The sequence below is a fragment of the Staphylococcus sp. GDY8P54P genome (assembly GCF_017892645.1).
In the GTDB taxonomy this organism is placed as follows: domain Bacteria; phylum Bacillota; class Bacilli; order Staphylococcales; family Staphylococcaceae; genus Staphylococcus; species Staphylococcus ureilyticus.
Genome location: NZ_JAESLN010000009.1, coordinates 251,889 through 269,077, shown reverse-complemented (window position 1 = coordinate 269,077; position 17,189 = coordinate 251,889). Strand labels below are relative to the sequence as shown.

19 protein-coding genes and 1 riboswitch are annotated in these 17,189 nt (G+C 32.8%); of the genes, 16 read left to right on the top strand and 3 right to left on the bottom strand.

The features are described from left to right. Window positions 1-21: 21 nt before the first annotated feature. The gene (locus KA883_RS05025; protein WP_046207487.1) at window positions 22-447 is read right to left on the bottom strand and encodes an organic hydroperoxide resistance protein; all 426 of its coding nucleotides are present in this window, start codon (window positions 445-447) and stop codon (window positions 22-24) included. A 174-nt stretch (window positions 448-621) separates the two neighbouring features. On the opposite strand from KA883_RS05025, the gene aroD reads away from it, so the two are divergent. Next, window positions 622-1,341 (top strand): type I 3-dehydroquinate dehydratase, encoded by a 720-nt coding sequence (gene aroD, locus KA883_RS05020; protein WP_046207488.1) that lies wholly within the window; start codon window positions 622-624, stop codon window positions 1,339-1,341. A 66-nt stretch (window positions 1,342-1,407) separates the two neighbouring features. Further along, window positions 1,408-1,953 (top strand): nitroreductase family protein, encoded by a 546-nt coding sequence (locus KA883_RS05015; RefSeq protein WP_046207489.1) that lies wholly within the window; start codon window positions 1,408-1,410, stop codon window positions 1,951-1,953. A 122-nt stretch (window positions 1,954-2,075) separates the two neighbouring features. On the opposite strand, the gene KA883_RS05010 is transcribed toward KA883_RS05015, so the two are convergent. Further along, window positions 2,076-2,396 (bottom strand): thioredoxin family protein, encoded by a 321-nt coding sequence (locus tag KA883_RS05010; RefSeq protein WP_046207490.1) that lies wholly within the window; start codon window positions 2,394-2,396, stop codon window positions 2,076-2,078. Window positions 2,397-2,539: 143 nt separating this feature from the next. Between KA883_RS05010 and KA883_RS05005 the strand changes: the two genes are divergently transcribed. From KA883_RS05005 to KA883_RS04975, 7 genes are all read left to right on the top strand, one after another. After that, a complete protein-coding gene (locus tag KA883_RS05005; protein ID WP_046207491.1) occupies window positions 2,540-2,893 on the top strand; it encodes an arsenate reductase family protein in 354 nt (117 codons plus the stop codon). 179 nt (window positions 2,894-3,072) lie between these two features. Continuing rightward, window positions 3,073-3,453, top strand: coding sequence for a glycine cleavage system protein GcvH (gene gcvH / locus KA883_RS05000; protein ID WP_046207492.1), 381 nt, complete (start codon window positions 3,073-3,075; stop codon window positions 3,451-3,453). A gap of 248 nt (window positions 3,454-3,701) precedes the next feature. Beyond that, window positions 3,702-4,094 carry a toprim domain-containing protein gene (locus KA883_RS04995; RefSeq protein ID WP_046207493.1) on the top strand — a complete coding sequence of 131 codons (393 nt, stop codon included), beginning with the start codon at window positions 3,702-3,704 and terminating at the stop codon, window positions 4,092-4,094. Continuing rightward, complete coding sequence (locus KA883_RS04990) at window positions 4,091-4,390, top strand: thioredoxin family protein (RefSeq protein WP_046207494.1); 300 nt, start codon at window positions 4,091-4,093, stop codon at window positions 4,388-4,390. The genes KA883_RS04995 and KA883_RS04990 overlap by 4 nt, the downstream gene beginning before the upstream one ends. 53 nt (window positions 4,391-4,443) lie before the next feature. Then, window positions 4,444-4,549: riboswitch (SAM riboswitch) on the top strand. 81 nt (window positions 4,550-4,630) lie between these two features. Continuing rightward, window positions 4,631-5,656 carry a methionine ABC transporter ATP-binding protein gene (locus tag KA883_RS04985; RefSeq protein WP_046207495.1) on the top strand — a complete coding sequence of 342 codons (1,026 nt, stop codon included), beginning with the start codon at window positions 4,631-4,633 and terminating at the stop codon, window positions 5,654-5,656. Continuing rightward, entirely contained in the window at window positions 5,649-6,344 is a 696-nt protein-coding gene (locus KA883_RS04980; protein ID WP_046207496.1) for a methionine ABC transporter permease, read from the top strand. Before KA883_RS04985 ends, KA883_RS04980 begins: the two co-directional genes overlap by 8 nt. A gap of 18 nt (window positions 6,345-6,362) precedes the next feature. After that, the gene (locus tag KA883_RS04975) at window positions 6,363-7,178 is read left to right on the top strand and encodes a MetQ/NlpA family ABC transporter substrate-binding protein (protein WP_046207497.1); all 816 of its coding nucleotides are present in this window, start codon (window positions 6,363-6,365) and stop codon (window positions 7,176-7,178) included. 699 nt (window positions 7,179-7,877) lie between these two features. Here KA883_RS04975 and popT read toward each other — a convergent pair. Further along, the gene (gene popT / locus KA883_RS04970; RefSeq protein ID WP_046207498.1) at window positions 7,878-8,729 is read right to left on the bottom strand and encodes a polyprenyl-phosphate transporter PopT; all 852 of its coding nucleotides are present in this window, start codon (window positions 8,727-8,729) and stop codon (window positions 7,878-7,880) included. Window positions 8,730-9,094: 365 nt separating this feature from the next. On the opposite strand from popT, the gene sufC reads away from it, so the two are divergent. The 7 genes from sufC to KA883_RS04935 all read left to right on the top strand — a co-directional run bounded on the left by sufC (window position 9,095) and on the right by KA883_RS04935 (window position 17,038). Beyond that, window positions 9,095-9,856, top strand: coding sequence for a Fe-S cluster assembly ATPase SufC (gene sufC / locus KA883_RS04965; RefSeq protein ID WP_046207499.1), 762 nt, complete (start codon window positions 9,095-9,097; stop codon window positions 9,854-9,856). 98 nt (window positions 9,857-9,954) lie between these two features. Further along, complete coding sequence (gene sufD, locus KA883_RS04960; RefSeq protein ID WP_046207500.1) at window positions 9,955-11,262, top strand: Fe-S cluster assembly protein SufD; 1,308 nt, start codon at window positions 9,955-9,957, stop codon at window positions 11,260-11,262. A 171-nt stretch (window positions 11,263-11,433) separates the two neighbouring features. Then, window positions 11,434-12,672, top strand: coding sequence for a cysteine desulfurase (locus KA883_RS04955; RefSeq protein ID WP_046207501.1), 1,239 nt, complete (start codon window positions 11,434-11,436; stop codon window positions 12,670-12,672). Continuing rightward, a complete protein-coding gene (gene sufU, locus KA883_RS04950) occupies window positions 12,662-13,111 on the top strand; it encodes a Fe-S cluster assembly sulfur transfer protein SufU (RefSeq protein ID WP_046207502.1) in 450 nt (149 codons plus the stop codon). The genes KA883_RS04955 and sufU overlap by 11 nt, the downstream gene beginning before the upstream one ends. A gap of 136 nt (window positions 13,112-13,247) precedes the next feature. Further along, on the top strand, window positions 13,248-14,645 hold the full coding sequence (sufB, locus tag KA883_RS04945) for a Fe-S cluster assembly protein SufB (RefSeq protein WP_046207503.1): 1,398 nt from the start codon (window positions 13,248-13,250) through the stop codon (window positions 14,643-14,645). A 237-nt stretch (window positions 14,646-14,882) separates the two neighbouring features. After that, the gene (locus tag KA883_RS04940; protein WP_046207504.1) at window positions 14,883-15,902 is read left to right on the top strand and encodes a hemolysin family protein; all 1,020 of its coding nucleotides are present in this window, start codon (window positions 14,883-14,885) and stop codon (window positions 15,900-15,902) included. A 65-nt stretch (window positions 15,903-15,967) separates the two neighbouring features. Further along, entirely contained in the window at window positions 15,968-17,038 is a 1,071-nt protein-coding gene (locus tag KA883_RS04935; protein ID WP_210139889.1) for an NAD(P)H-dependent flavin oxidoreductase, read from the top strand. Window positions 17,039-17,189: the final 151 nt, after the last annotated feature.

The window sequence follows — 17,189 nt, the reverse complement described above, 5'->3', positions numbered from 1 at the left end:
TTTTGGGGGCTTTTATTGTTACTATTCTACTACTTGTACATTTAAATCTACGTCAATATTACCGCGTGTCGCTTTTGAATATGGACAAAATTCGTGTGCATCTTGTAGATATTTTTCAGCATCTTCTTGTGATAAAACATTTTTAACTTTTGCATCTATTGAAACACTTAATTTAGGGCTTTCTGCATCTGGGTCATCTTCTAAACGTACAGTTAAAGTGACTTCAGGTTCAGCGCCTCTGACTTTGTTTTGTTTAAGAATTAAATCAAATGCACCATTAAAGCATGATGCATAACCTGCTGCAAATAATTGTTCAGGATTAGTACCTTTTTCAGCATCAGCTTGTGCTGGAGGAATGACTGCTACATCAATTGCTTTATCATCTGTTTGCACGTGACCGTTACGACCACCTGTATTCGTTGCTTTTGTTTCATAATTTACTGCCATTATATTACCTCCTAAATTACTTATATAACAACAATACCCTTAAAATTAAATTTTAATCATATAAAAGGTGAATAGATTTTTGTTATTTGTTTAAATGTACGCTTTAAAGATTGTGTTAGTTCTTAAGATTGTTATACAATAATTTTAATGTTGATTGAAAAGGAAGTTTTTAAAATGTCTGAAGTAAAAATTGCGGTAACGATAGAGCCAGAAAATAAAATTTCACAAACTTTTTTACATGAATTAGTAAAATATCAAACTTCTATCGATATAATAGAATTGAGAGTTGATCATTGGGCAACACCAGAGATAAATGATATAGCTAATGTCATTGATAAATTATATGAATTAAATTTAAATAAAAAACTTTTAGTTACGTATCGGACACAATCACAAGGGGGTAAAGGTGATTTGACGTTTGATTCGTACATTAAATTACTTGAAAGCATAATTAAAATAGATCACATAGATATGATTGATGTAGAATTTGAAATTAACCAACAATCTCAATATATATTGAACTTGATTGACCAAGCACACAAAAATAATATTGAAGTTATATTGTCTTATCATGATTTTCAAAAAACACCAGCACTCACACAGCTAAAACAGTTATATTTTAAAATGCATCAAATGAATCCAGATTACTTAAAAGTCGCGGTCATGCCTTTAAGTAAAGAAGATGTTTTAAATTTATTATATGCATTATCAGCAACAGTAGATACAGTTCCGCAACAAGTCATTGGCATTGCAATGTCGAAATTAGGCACCATTTCGAGAACTGCACAAGGTTTATTTGGAGGCGCAGTATCATATGGTTGTTTAGATAATCCTAAAGCACCTGGACAGATTCAAGTTGAAACTTTAAGCGCGCAATTAAAGTTATATCAGTAGTTTGAAAATCTTATCGTCCTGTCTTATAATTGAAAATAGTTATCAATAGTGAAAGGGCGATATTAGATGGAACTACAAGATGCAATAGCTCAACGAAGAAGTATAAAGGTCTTTAGAAGAGATATGAATATAGATGACGATGCTTTATATGAAGCGATACAGCGTGCTACAGATGCACCGAATCACGGTTTGAGAGCACCTTGGAGAGTGGTTCATATCGCAAAAGATAGATTGGGAGATATGAGTAAGCAATTAACTGAAATTGCTTTTCCTAATCTAAGAAAAAAACAGGAAGATCACTATAAAGTTGCTACTAATTTAGGTGGTATGCTTGCTTTAATCGTTAAAGAAGATCCAAGACAAAAAGAAAGTTTAGAGAATAATATGGCATTTGGTGCATTTGCGCAAAATCTCATGTTATTACTTTTTGAAGCAGGTATTGGTACATGTTGGAAGTCTCCGGCTTATATATTTAATCCTGAAATACGTAAAATATTTGGTGTGAAAGATGATGAGCGTTTAGTAGGGTTATTATATTTAACAGATTTGGAAGATTTAGAAAGAATGCCACACAGAGAACGCCAACACAATCAAATCATTGATAAGTTCTAATTATGAAAAAAGGGAGTGGGACTGAAATCTTTTAATAAAAAGATTTCAGTCCCACTCCCTAATAATGTCTATTTCAAAATTTTGATTGTTTAAAAGTTAAAATAAAAGAATTAAAGCAAAAATTACTCAAATGTTTCAGCTAAGAATGATTCAACTTGTTCAGGAGATTTTGCATTTGCTGAATGTAAATGTGCTAATTTCTCCCCATTTTTAAAAACTAATAAACTTGGAATACCCATAACGTCATTTTCAGCCGCGGCATCTTCTAATTCATCGCGGTTTACAGTATACCAATTATAATTGTTGTATTTTTCTACAATTGGGTCAATCCACATGTCCATAGCTTTACAATCTGGGCACCATCCTGCTTCAAATTTAACGATGACTGGTGCGTCGCTTTGTATTGTGCTTTTAAATTGATCATTAGTATTAATAGATTCCATAATTAGACTCCTTTATAAAAGATATTAGTATTGACATTATAACTGACAAATTGCAGTAAATAAAAAAATCAGCTTAATAATTAGAGCGTTTTTGTTATAAGTTTGTTATATTAGTGTTAACTAAGCATAGGAGGTTCTGAAAAATGATAAAATTTTACCAATATCCTAATTGTACAACTTGTAAAAAAGCAGCTAAATTTTTACAAGAATACGGGGTAAGTTTTGAACCCATCGATATTGTGCAACATACACCAACTAAAAATGAGTTTAAAGAAATCATAAATACTACAGGTATAGATATCAATAAACTATTTAATACACATGGTGCAAAATATCGTGAACTAGGCCTTAAAGATAAATTGAAAGACCTTTCTGACGAAGAAAAACTAGATTTATTATCCTCAAATGGTATGTTAGTGAAACGACCACTCGCAGTATTAGGGGATAAAGTAACGGTAGGTTTTAAAGAGGAACAATACAAGGAAACTTGGTTGTAAACACACATGCTTTTACAATTCATTTTTAACAACTTTTGAAAAAACCGTTATATACTTCGGAAAAGTTTTGTGCGATGAATTGTAAAACATGAGAAGTATTGTAAAATCAATTAAATAGTTGATTGTAAGCCTTTCATATGGCATCATGAATATGTAAAAACATTTAGGAGGGGATTCTCGTGGCAGTACCAAGTGAATTAAAATATTCTAAAGAACATGAATGGGTAAAAATTGAAGGAAATACAGTAACAATTGGTATCACTGAGTATGCGCAAAGTGAATTAGGTGATATCGTATTCGTTGAATTGCCTGAAACTGATGACGATATTGATGAAGGTGAATCTTTTGGCAGTGTTGAATCAGTGAAAACAGTTTCAGAACTTTATGCACCTGTTTCAGGAAAAGTTGTAGAAACAAATGATGAACTAGAAGATAGTCCAGAATTCGTTAATGAATCACCATACGAAAAAGCATGGATGGTTAAAGTTGAGTTAAGCGATGAAAGTCAATTAGACGAGTTAATGTCAGCTGACCAATATTCTGAAATGATCGGTGAATAATATGAAATCAAACTCCACGATACGATATATCATGGAGTTTTTATTTTTCTATAACAAAAGATTAAATTTCACTTGAATATATTAATTGATTTTGAAGTGTCAAAAACATTAAAAAGTTCAATGGTGACAAATGGATGGTTCAATTATAAGATTTTAATAAGAAACTATAATAAATGTTTATGTTGATAATGTATGGTGTAGAACTAAATATAAAATTGAATTTACTATCACATTTAGAGGTGACTGTCATGGCGATATTAAACCAAGTTATAATTGTCGAAGGTAAAACAGACAAGAAACGGGTGAAGCAGGTGATTGACCAACCGATTGAAATCATTTGTACAAACGGTACTATGGGAATTGATAAGTTAGATGAGATGATAGAATCGTTATACGACAAGCAAGTTTATGTGCTTGCGGATGCAGATGATGAAGGTGAAAAGATACGTAAATGGTTCAAAAAATATTTAAGTGAAAGTAAACATATTCGCATAGAGAAACAATATGGTGAAGTAGCGAGATGCCCTAAAGCCTATTTGTCAAAAGTGTTAGCAAAACATGGTTTTATAGTGAAAGATGAAGAAAAAGTAGCAAAAGCCAAATTAGATTATATTGCTGAAAGGGTCAGTTTATTAACATGAATGTAAAGAATGAAACGCGTGTTAATGTTTTCGAACACGTAGATAAAGAAAAATATCTAATTTTTGGTTATACGCCAACTTGTGGTACATGTAAAGTGTCAGAACGCATGTTAGATATTGCGAATGAAATTTTAAAATTACCAATTACTAAAATAGATTTAAATTTTCATCCTGATTTTAGTCAACAACATGAGATACAATCGGTACCGATACTTATGCTTATGTCTAAAGGTGAAGAACAAAAAAGAATTTATGCATTTCAATCAGTGCCTTATTTGTTAGAAAATTTAAAATAATTATTGACGAATCTTTAGTACAATGGTAGGATTATGGATAATTAAATAATGTACTCTTATCACGAGAGGTGGAGGGATGTGCCCTATGAAGCCCGGCAACCGTCTGTAATAGAAATGGTGCCAATTCACATAAAGTAGATAAACTTTAGAAGATGAGAGAAGCGACATTGCTTTCTCTATTCTTCAGTGAAAAGAGAAAGCATTTTTTAATTGAATGAGCAATACAAGGAGGAAACGACAATGATTGAATTAAATCAAATCGTTAAGAGATACAAGACGAAAAAACACGATGTGTTAGCAGTAGATCATGTTGATTTAAGTATTCAATCAGGCTCGATTTTTGGTGTGGTTGGTTTTTCGGGTGCAGGTAAAAGTACTTTGATAAGACTTTTAAATAATCTTGAACAACCAACTTCAGGAGATGTCATCATTGATGGAGATACGATTGGGAAATTATCAAAATCAGAATTGAGAAAAAAACGTCAAAAAGTGAGCATGATTTTTCAACATTTTAATCTATTGTGGTCACGTAATGTTTTAAATAATATTACTTTTCCATTAGAAATTGCTGGTGTATCACGCAATGAAGCCAAAAAAAGAGCGATTGAACTGGTGGAATTGGTAGGACTAAAGGGTAGAGAAAACGCCTATCCATCAGAGTTATCGGGTGGACAAAAACAACGTGTAGGTATTGCCCGTGCGTTAGCAAATGAACCTAATGTTTTACTTTGCGATGAAGCTACAAGTGCATTAGACCCGCAAACAACGGATGAAATACTAGAATTATTATTAAAAATTAAAGAAGAAAGAAATTTAACAATAGTTATTATCACACATGAAATGCAGGTCATAAGACGTATTTGTGATGAAGTGGCAGTGATGGAAAATGGTCGCGTCATTGAACAAGGACAAGTGTCAAATGTTTTCGAAAATCCACAGCATGAAGTAACAAAACGCTTTGTGAAAGAGGACTTAAATGATGAGTTTGATGAGTCTATTTCTGAATTAATCGAATTAGATGAAACTGCTTATATCGTACGATTGAATTTTACAGGAAATAATACAACTGAACCATTGGTATCATACATAACAAAGACACATAATATAGATGTTAATATTCTTGAAGCAAATATTAAGCATACTAAAGATGGTGCTCTAGGATTTTTAGTATTACATTTATTAGATGTGAATTCTGAAAAATTCGAAAAGTTCAAAAATGATTTAGCAGCACAACATGTTTCTGTGGAGGTGTTAAAGCATGGGTAGTTCATTCGGCGAGATTCTACAGGAAATGCTAACAATGCCTAATGTAAGTTGGGATGAAGTTTGGTTAGCTACATATGAAACAATTTATATGACATTGATTTCTACAATATTTGCTTTTATTTTTGGTTTGATACTTGGTGTGCTTTTATTCTTATCTGCTAAAAGCCAATCACCAGTAGCTAGAGTGTTTTACAGTGTCGTATCGTTTATTGTGAATTTATTCAGAGCAATACCATTCATTATTTTAATTTTACTACTTATACCATTTACGAGTTTAGTACTTGGAACAATTAGTGGTCCAACAGGTGCTTTACCTGCACTAATTATCAGTGCAGCACCATTCTACGCTAGATTAGTGGAAATTGCTTTTAAAGAAATAGACAAGGGTGTTATAGAAGCGGCTTGGTCAATGGGAGCTACAACATGGACAGTAGTTAAGAAAGTGTTGTTACCTGAAGCTATGCCAGCATTAATATCTGGAATAACTGTAACAGCAATAGCATTAGTAGGCTCTACTGCAGTAGCTGGTGTGATTGGAGCTGGAGGTCTAGGTAACTTAGCATACCTAACTGGCTTCACACGAAACCAAAACGATGTCATATTCGTTTCTACAATTTTAATCTTAATTATTGTTTTTATCATCCAATTTATTGGAGATCAAGTTACTAATAAAATAGATAAACGTTAAGTTAAAGGGGACAATTATATGAAAAAATTATTTAGTTTAGCTTCAATCATCGCTTTAGCATTAGTATTAGCTGCTTGTGGTAATGGCGGCGGAGGTAAAGATAAGACAATTACAGTTGGCGCTTCTCCGGCACCACATGCTGAAATATTAGAAAAAGCAAAACCAATTCTAAAAGATAAAGGTTATGACTTAAAAATTAAAACGATTAACGATTATACAACACCTAACAAATTATTAGATAAAGGTGAGTTAGATGCAAACTTCTTTCAACATACGCCTTATCTAAATACTGAAAAGAAAGACAAAAACTATAAAATTGAGTCAGCAGGAAATGTACATTTAGAACCTATGGCTGTTTACTCAAAGAAATATAAAAGTTTAAAAGAATTACCAAAAGGTGCTACTGTTTATGTTTCAAACAACCCTGCAGAAGAAGGACGTTTCTTAAAATTCTTCTCTGACGCTGGATTAATTAAAATTAAAAAAGGTGTTAAAACTGAAGATGCTAAATTTGATGACATCGTAGAAAATAAAAAAGATATCAAATTTAATAATAAACAATCGGCAGAATACTTACCTAAGATTTATCAAAAAGAAGATGCTGACGCAGTAATCATCAATTCAAACTTCGCAATTGATCAAAAATTAAGTCCTAAAAATGATTCAATTGTTTTAGAAAAAGCAAAAGATAATCCATATGCTAACTTGATTGGTGTAAAAGAAGGCCATAAAGACGACAAAAAAATTAAAGCGTTGATGGATGTATTACAGTCTAAAGAAATTAAAGATTACATCAATAAAAAATATGACGGAGCCGTAGTACCAGCAAAATAATAGCAACACAATTAACAAACCCTTTAACTTCAATAGTTGAAGGGTTCTTTTTGTTTGAATTTAGTAAAAGGGCAGTGTGTGAAATTATCAATATAACTCGGAAAATTCGTCCAAACAGTTATATTGATCTAAATTTATTCACTCAAGATGATCATATTTTCATATCAAAAACTATTTGATGCAAGTAACTTATGAAATATTGCTCTATGGGCTTAATGGTCTACAAAATGGCTTTTAAGTTGAAGCGGTATTCATTTGTTTTGTTTACAAGGTGATTTTATATAGAAAAATTGCATATTTGAAAATTAAAGTTTTATAGACTAAAATTAAATTATGTTTGAGTGAATTGCTTTAAAGCACGAAAATATTGAAGACGTTATTCAATATTATATTATCATTCAAACTGTGACAGGGAGAACTTAAAATTGTGCGTAACTTATATCATGATATAGGTTGCGTCATTATATATAAGCGTTCATCATATATCATTTCGCTGTTGATGTATAAGCATGAATGTAAAATAGCCCGGATATGGTATGGATTTGTAACTAAACTACTTAACTAGTTATTGCAACGAATCATTACCATTCCGGGCTTTTAATATTTTAATATGGGGAGAAATCAAATGTTATTACGTGATTTCAAAGTCAAAATCTTAGTAAGCTACTGATAAATTAATATGATTTCTGCATAGAAGTATTAAAAATCATCACTCGTAATATGTCCAAGTTTATAGCTAATAAAGTAACCTGAAATTATTGTGATAATAGAAATAATCCATGTAGTAACATCGCTTGGTAACCCAGGAAATACTGCATACAGTGATCCTACAACAAAACCAATGATAATGGCATATGTTAAGTATGTGTAATGGTTTAAAAGGTACTGAATCAATTTACTAGAAAATAAGAACCCACAAATAATTCCAATACCTACAATCATTAAGATAGGTACAGCGTTAAAATTTAAAGACATAAATTCTGAAATTGAAAACATTATAGTACCATATACACCAAATACTAATAGCATAAAGGACCCTGAAATACCTGGGAGTAACATTGCACTAGAAGCACAAACACCTGCAATAAAATATTTAATAATAAGACCAGTTGATAATTCAAGTGTTTCTCCTGCATGTTTATCACCATCATTTAATAAGGTAATCACTACAATGATTATAATACCAAGTAAAACGAGTAAATAATGAGAAGTTTGAAATGTTTGTTTAACTCTTGCTGTGTTTAATAAATAGGGTATGATGCCTGCTATTAGACCAACAAATAAAAACATCGTTGGCACGGTATGTTCACTTAAAAGATAATTAATTACTTTACTTAATAAACCTATGGCAATGACCATCCCTAACCCAATAGGAATCAGGAATTTTAAGCTTTCCCAAAACTTCTTTGAAAATATTCCACTAATAGAGCGTATAAAATCATCATAAATACCTAGAAGTAAAGCGATAGTTCCTCCGCTTACACCGGGTACTAAATCTGATGTGCCCATTGCAAATCCTTTCCATAGATTTGACCACTTAATTTTTGACATATCATAATCCTTTCTATCTAAAATATATTAAAAATGATAGCACAATTTGTCTTAGAACTATATTAAAAACAAAAGTTAAAATGAATAAATGATTATAGAATATGCTTTGTTCATAATGAATAATATAGGGATAAATGAGTTGAGAACATCATATCTTATATTATCAGTTAAAGAATTCTTTATTGCACTAACAAAAATCATTGTATTTTGATAACAATTTTAATTTAGCACTTGAAAAGGTTTATATTCCAACACAACTGCGTTATAATTAGAAGGTGTAACAAGGGCTCAGTCTTTTGACTGTAGATTAAAATTATTATAAACTGGATAGGAAAAACATATCATATAATACGGAGGGAATATGTATGCCATCAACATTAGAAATTAAAGACCTACATGTGTCTATTGAAGATAAAGAAATTCTTAAAGGTGTTAATTTAACAATTAATACAGGAGAAGTACATGCAGTAATGGGACCTAATGGTACAGGTAAATCGACGTTATCATCTGCAATCATGGGACATCCTAGCTACGAGGTAACACAAGGTGAAGTATTATTAGACGGCGTTAACATTTTAGAGTTAGATGTTGATGATCGTGCTAAAGCGGGATTATTCCTTGCTATGCAATATCCATCAGAAATTACTGGTGTAACGAATGCAGACTTTATGCGTTCAGCGATAAACGCTAAACGTGAAGAAGGCGAAGAAATTAACTTAATGCAATTCATTAAAAAGTTAGATAAGGAAATGGACTTTTTAGATATTGATCAAGATATGGCACAACGTTATTTAAATGAAGGATTTTCAGGTGGGGAGAAAAAACGTAATGAAATTCTTCAATTAATGATGTTAGAACCTAAATTTGCTATTTTAGATGAAATAGACTCAGGACTTGATATTGACGCATTAAAAGTAGTTTCAAAAGGCATCAATCAAATGCGCGGAGAAACGTTTGGTTCATTAATCATTACGCACTATCAACGACTATTAAATTATATTACACCTGACCATGTACATGTTATGTACGGTGGTAAAATTGTTACTTCAGGAGGACCTGAATTAGCGAAACGCCTTGAAGAAGAAGGTTATGAATGGGTTAAAGAAGAGTTTAATGCTGCAGAATAAGTCTTAATTCATATGAAAAAATATTATAGATGAAGATTTAGGTTTTGATTTATACCGATGAGTTAAATCATACAATCATCAAATGGGAGGAAAAAAGTATGACGACTGAAACTTTGAACATTTCTGAAGCACAACTTGTTGAATATTCACAAGCCCATAATGAACCTTCTTGGTTAACTGAATTACGTAAAGAAGCGTTGAAATTAACTGAAACTTTAGAAATGCCAAAACCAGATAAAACAAAAATCACGAGATGGGACTTTGATTCATTTAAACAACATGAAACAACAGGTAGCGTATATGAGTCATTAGAAGAATTGCCAAGTGAAGTTAGAGAGATAATTGATGTTGAAAACACTGAAAATTTGGTTATTCAACATAATAATACTTTAGCGTTCACAAAAGTTTCTGATTCAGCTCAAAATGATGGAGTTATCGTTGAAGGCTTAGCAGATGCATTAATAAACCATCCAGATTTAGTGAAAAAATATTTTATGAATGAAACTGTTACAGTTGATGAACATAGATTGACTGCACTACATACTGCATTGTTAAATGGTGGCGTATTTGTATATGTTCCAAAAAATGTAGTAGTTGAGCATCCAATTCAATATGTAGTATTGCATGACGATGAAAATGCCAGTTTCTTTAATCATGTCATTATTGCAACTGAGGAAAGTGCTGAAGTGACGTATGTAGAGAACTACTTATCAATCGCCAGTGGAGAAGGCAATCAACTTAACATTGTTTCAGAAGTGAGTGCTGGAGCTAATTCGAAAATCACATACGGTTCAGTAGATTATTTAGATAAAGGTTTCACTGGGCATATTATTCGTCGCGGTGTTACTGAAGCAGATGCCACTATCAACTGGGCGTTAGGTTTAATGAACGAAGGTAGCCAAATCATTGATAATACAACGAATTTAATTGGTGACCGTTCTGAAAGTGAACTCAAATCAGTTGTTGTTGGTACTGGTAGCCAAAAAATTAATTTAACTTCTAAAATTGTTCAATATGGTAAAGAAACAAATGGTTACATCTTAAAACATGGTGTAATGTTAGAAGGTGCGCAAACAGTATTTAATGGTATTGGTTATATTAAACATGGCGGTACGAAATCTATTGCGAACCAAGAATCTCGTGTTCTGATGTTATCTGAGAAAGCACGAGGAGATGCGAACCCTATCTTACTTATCGATGAGGATGATGTAGAGGCTGGTCACGCTGCATCAGTTGGTCGTGTCGACCCTGAACAATTGTATTATTTAATGAGCCGTGGTATTTCACGTCAAGAAGCTGAACGTCTTGTTATTCATGGTTTCTTGGACCCAGTTGTACGTGAATTGCCAATCGAAGATGTTCAACGTAAGTTACGTGAAGTCATCGAATTAAAAGTTAATAAATAATAAACACTGAATACAATTGAATCCGAAGCAAAATAAAATTAAGAGAATGTTATTGAACATGACTATAAAATGCTCAGATTAAATGAAATAATATACGTTAGTTTGTTGTATTTCTTAAATTGCTACGGTTTCTTTATTGATTTTTTAAATTAAGAAAGGTCTGTGGATAATTTGACCCAATCATTAAATGTTAACGAAATATTAAAAGACTTTCCAATTCTCAACCAAAAAGTTAACAATAATCGCCTTGCTTATTTAGATACAACTGCTACTAGTCAAACACCAATACAAGTTATTGATGTTATAGCGGATTATTATAAGCGTTATAACTCTAACGTACATCGTGGTGTACACACACTTGGATCATTAGCAACTGATGGTTATGAAAGCGCACGTGAAACAGTCAGACGTTTTATTAATGCAAAATATTTTGAAGAAATTATCTTCACTCGTGGTACTACAGCATCAATTAATATTGTTGCACATAGTTATGGAGATGCGAATATTTCAGAAGGTGATGAGATTGTAGTCACTGAAATGGAACATCATGCCAATATCGTGCCTTGGCAACAATTGGCTAAGCGTAAGCATGCATCTTTAAAGTTCATTCCAATGACAGATGATGGTGAACTTACAATTGAAAATATAAAAGCAACAATTAATGATAATACAAAAATTGTCGCTATTACACACGTTTCAAATGTATTAGGTACAATTAATGACATTAAGACTATTACTGATATTGCTCATGAACATGGTGCTATCGTAAGCGTAGACGGTGCACAAGCAGCGCCACATATGGATTTAGATATGCAATCACTAGATGTTGATTTTTATAGTTTTAGTGGCCATAAAATGCTAGGACCTACGGGTATCGGAGTATTATATGGTAAACGTGCCTTGCTAGATAAAATGGAGCCAGTCGAGTTTGGCGGAGATATGATTGACTTTGTTGAAAAATATGATGCTTCATGGGCTGATTTACCTACGAAATTTGAAGCGGGTACACCATTAATTGCGCAAGCGATTGGTTTGGCTGAAGCAATCCGTTATATTGAAAACCTAGGTTTTGATGCGATACAAGCACATGAACATGAATTGACGACGTATGCTTATGATAAGATGTCTGAAATTGAAGGTATAGAAATATATGGGCCACCAAAAGACAGACGTGCGGGTGTTATAACGTTCAATATGGCTGATGTTCATGCTCATGATGTAGCGACTGCAGTGGATACTGAAGGTGTTGCAGTTAGAGCAGGCCATCACTGTGCGCAACCATTGATGAAATGGTTGAATCAATCGTCAACTGCACGTGCAAGTTTCTATATTTATAATACTAAAGAAGATATTGATCAATTAGTAGAATCCTTGAAGCAAACGAAGGAGTTTTTCTCATATGAATTTTAATAATTTAAACCAGTTGTATCGTTCAGTCATTATGGATCATTATAAAAACCCTAGAAATAAAGGGCGTTTAGATACTGGTGCAATGACAGTTGATATGAATAATCCAACTTGTGGGGATCGCATTCATCTTACGTTTGATATTGAAGATGGTTTTATCAAAGATGCAAAATTTGATGGAGAAGGTTGTTCAATTTCAATGTCTAGTGCTTCAATGATGACTGAAGCAGTAAAGGGTCACTCTTTAGCTGAAGCAATGCAAATGAGTCAAGAATTCACAAAAATGATGCTTGGTGAAGATTATGAAATCAGTGAAGCAATGGGAGATATTGAAGCGCTGCAAGGCGTTTCTCAATTCCCAGCTAGAATTAAATGTGCTACTTTGGCTTGGAAAGCTTTAGAAAAAGGTACAGTTGAAAAAGAAGGAAATACAGAAGACTAATCCATGTTGATACGTTGACATTGTGTAAATTTCCATTCACACTAGACATAACACCAAGATTAGTTGTAATACGATGTAACTACAAACGAAGTTGTCTTGACGCGAGTCGTTTTAATATATAAAAGGAGTGATTTAAATGGCTAAAAAAGCACCTGATGTGGGTAATTACCAATATGGTTTCCATGATGAAGATGTTTCCATTTTTAGATCAGAACGCGGTTTAACAGAAAATATCGTCCGTGAAATTTCAAATATGAAAGAAGAGCCAGAATGGATGCTTAATTATAGATTGAAAGCATTAAAACAATTCTACAAAATGCCTATGCCTCAATGGGGTGGCGATTTATCAGAATTGAATTTTGATGATATCACTTATTATGTTAAGCCATCTGAACAAACTGAACGTTCATGGGATGAAGTGCCTGAAGAAATCAAACGTACATTTGATAAATTAGGTATCCCTGAAGCTGAACAAAAATACCTTGCTGGTGTTTCAGCCCAATATGAATCCGAAGTTGTTTATCACAATATGGAAAAAGAACTTGAAGAAAAAGGTATCGTCTTTAAAGATACTGATACTGCATTAAAAGAAAATGAAGACCTATTTAAACAATATTTCTCAACAGTTGTGCCAGCTGGAGATAATAAGTTCTCAGCACTTAATTCAGCTGTTTGGTCTGGTGGTTCATTCATTTATATACCGAAAAATATTAAGCTAGATACGCCATTACAAGCGTATTTCCGTATTAATTCTGAAAACATGGGACAATTTGAACGTACACTCATCATTGCAGATGAAGGTGCTTCAGTTAACTATGTAGAAGGTTGTACGGCTCCGGTTTATACAACAAGTTCACTACACTCAGCTGTAGTTGAAATTATCGTCCACAAAGATGCCCATGTGCGTTATACTACAATTCAAAACTGGGCTAATAACGTTTATAACTTAGTTACAAAACGTACATTAGTACATGAGAATGGTAATATGGAATGGGTTGATGGTAACTTAGGCTCTAAATTAACGATGAAATATCCAAACTGTGTACTTATGGGTGAAGGTGCTAAAGGTAGTACGTTATCCATTGCTTTCGCTGGTAAAGGTCAAGTTCAAGATGCTGGTGCAAAAATGATTCATAAAGCACCTAACACTTCATCTACGATTGTATCTAAATCAATTTCTAAAGACGGTGGTAAAGTAATTTATCGCGGTATCGTACACTTTGGTCGTAAAGCTAAAGGTGCACGTTCAAACATTGAATGTGATACTTTAATTTTAGATAATGAATCAACTTCAGATACAATTCCATACAATGAAGTATTTAATGATAATATTTCATTAGAACATGAAGCTAAAGTATCAAAAGTTTCTGAAGAACAATTATTCTATTTAATGAGCCGTGGTATTTCTGAAGAAGAAGCTACAGAAATGATCGTTATGGGCTTCATTGAACCATTTACTAAAGAGCTTCCAATGGAATATGCTGTTGAAATGAATCGTCTTATCAAATTTGAAATGGAAGGTTCAATCGGCTAAAAATTGATAATCAAAAATTTGGTTTTACAGTAAATGATTAAATATAAAACACGAGTGATACTATTTTGATACCCGTATACTTTTGGGATTCAAATTTGTATCACCTCGTGTTTTTTTATTCGTATTGTTTTGAAAACGTAGTTCTAATAGTTAGAAATGCGTTTATGCATTGTAATATGAGGGAATTGATACATATCGTTTAAAATTTTATAGAATACAAAAAGGAGTTATGCTGATATGATTATTGCTATAATCATACTTTTATTTGCTTCATTCTTCTTTTCTGGTAGTGAAACAGCTTTAACTGCTGCAAATAGGATGAAAATACAAACTGAAGCTGAAAATGGAGATAAAAAATCCGCTAAATTATCAAAACTACTTACAAAACCCAGTGAGTTTATTACTACAATTTTAATTGGAAATAATATTGCGAATATTATTTTACCTACATTGGTGACAGTCTTAGCAGTGGATATTGGCGTGAACGTTGGTATAGCTACTGCAGTGACAACGGTTGCTATCATCATTATTTCTGAAGTAATTCCAAAATCTGTTGCTGCAACTTATCCAGATCGTATGTCTAGATTGGTTTACACGCCAATTGCATTTTTTGTCATAATATTTAAACCAATTACGAAATTGTTAAACTGGTTAACGGATATGATTAATAATTTACTTTCCAAAGGACAAGAAGATCAACAACGGTTATCAAAAGAAGAAATTAGACAGATGGTTACAATTGCAGGTAGCGAAGGTGCATTTAATGAAATGGAACGAAATCGAATCCAAGGTGTTATGGATTTTGAACAATTAAAAATAACCAATATTGATACAACACCGAGGATTAATGTAACCGCGTTTCCGGCTGATATATCTTATGAAGATGCATATGATACTGTCGTGACGAATCCATATACACGTTATCCAGTATATGATGGTGATATCGATCATATTATTGGCATTTTCCATTCAAAATATTTGTTAGCATGGAGTAAAGAAAAGTCAAATGATATTTTACAATATACTTCAGAACCTTTATTTGTGAATGAACATAATAGAGCAGAATGGGTGCTCAGAAAAATGACTGTGTCGCGCAAACATTTAGCGATTGTATTAGATGAATTTGGTGGCACAGATGCCATTGTGTCTCATGAAGACTTGATTGAAGAGATGCTAGGTATGGAAATTGAAGATGAAATGGATGAACAAGAACGAGAAAAATTAGACGCACAAATGCAAGCTTATAATAAAAAATAAAAACTTTAGTAATAAATTTTCAATGATATTTAGGTTATTGTATTTCAATAAAAGGAGTGTTTTGTATGCACTTTTCATCAAAGGTGACCAAAATGTTGAATATCAAGCTTCCAATCATACAGGCAGGTATGGCAGGTAGTACGACACCGGAATTAGTAGCTTCTGTCAGTAATAGTGGTGGACTTGGTACGATTGGAGCAGGTTATTTTACTCCAGAAAAATTAGATTCTGAGATAACTTATGTGCAAGAATTAACTGACTTACCCTTTGCCGTTAATTTATTTGTTCCAAGTGAACAATTATATATTCCAGAAAATGTAGAACACATGAATGCATGGTTAAAACCTTATAGAAAAGCTTTAAACTTAGAGGAACCTGTGATTGATATTAGTGAAGAACAGCAATTTAACGATGCCATAGATATGGTGATTGAAAAAGGGGTTCCTGTAGTATCATTTACTTTTGGGATCCCAAATCAAAATATTATCAAAAAATTGAAAGCGCGTCAGATTACTGTGGTAGGCACAGCAACCTCTGTTGAAGAAGCGAAAGCCAATGAAAGCGCAGGAATGGATGCGATTATTGCTCAAGGTAGTGAAGCGGGTGGTCATAGAGGTTCTTTCACTGTGACTTCTGGTGAACACACGCCATTGGTTGGTACCATGTCATTGATTCCACAAATCGTGGATAATATATCTATTCCAGTTATAGCAGCAGGAGGCATTATGGATGCACGTGGTGTGGTTGCAAGTATGGTGCTAGGTGCTGAGGCTGTACAAATGGGAACAGCATTTTTAACTTCAGAAGAAAGTGGAGCTTCAACATTATATAAAAATGCAATACAGCAGAGCAAAGAAACAGATACTGTTATCACAAAAGCCTTTACGGGAAAACCAGCTAGAGGTATCGATAATGAATTTATACACAAGATGGAAAGTTATGCTGATGATATTCCAGATTATCCTATTCAAAATCAATTGACGAATAGTATTCGTAAAACTGCTGCTGATTTAGGTAAGGAACAATGGACGCATTTATGGAGCGGACAAAGTCCAAGGTTATCCCAACCGAATTCAGCTGCTCAATTGATAGCTGATATCGTACAAGAAACAGAACGCATACTCAATGATGATTAATCTTTAGATGTTTTAATAAAAGTTGCTATTTAATAAATGATAGCAACTTTTTTGATTTTTGTATCTATTGAATCTTTTAAAATGACCGTTGATTTTCTTAACTTTAACCGTTGAAATAATTGAAGAATAAAATTTAATCAAGTGAATCTTA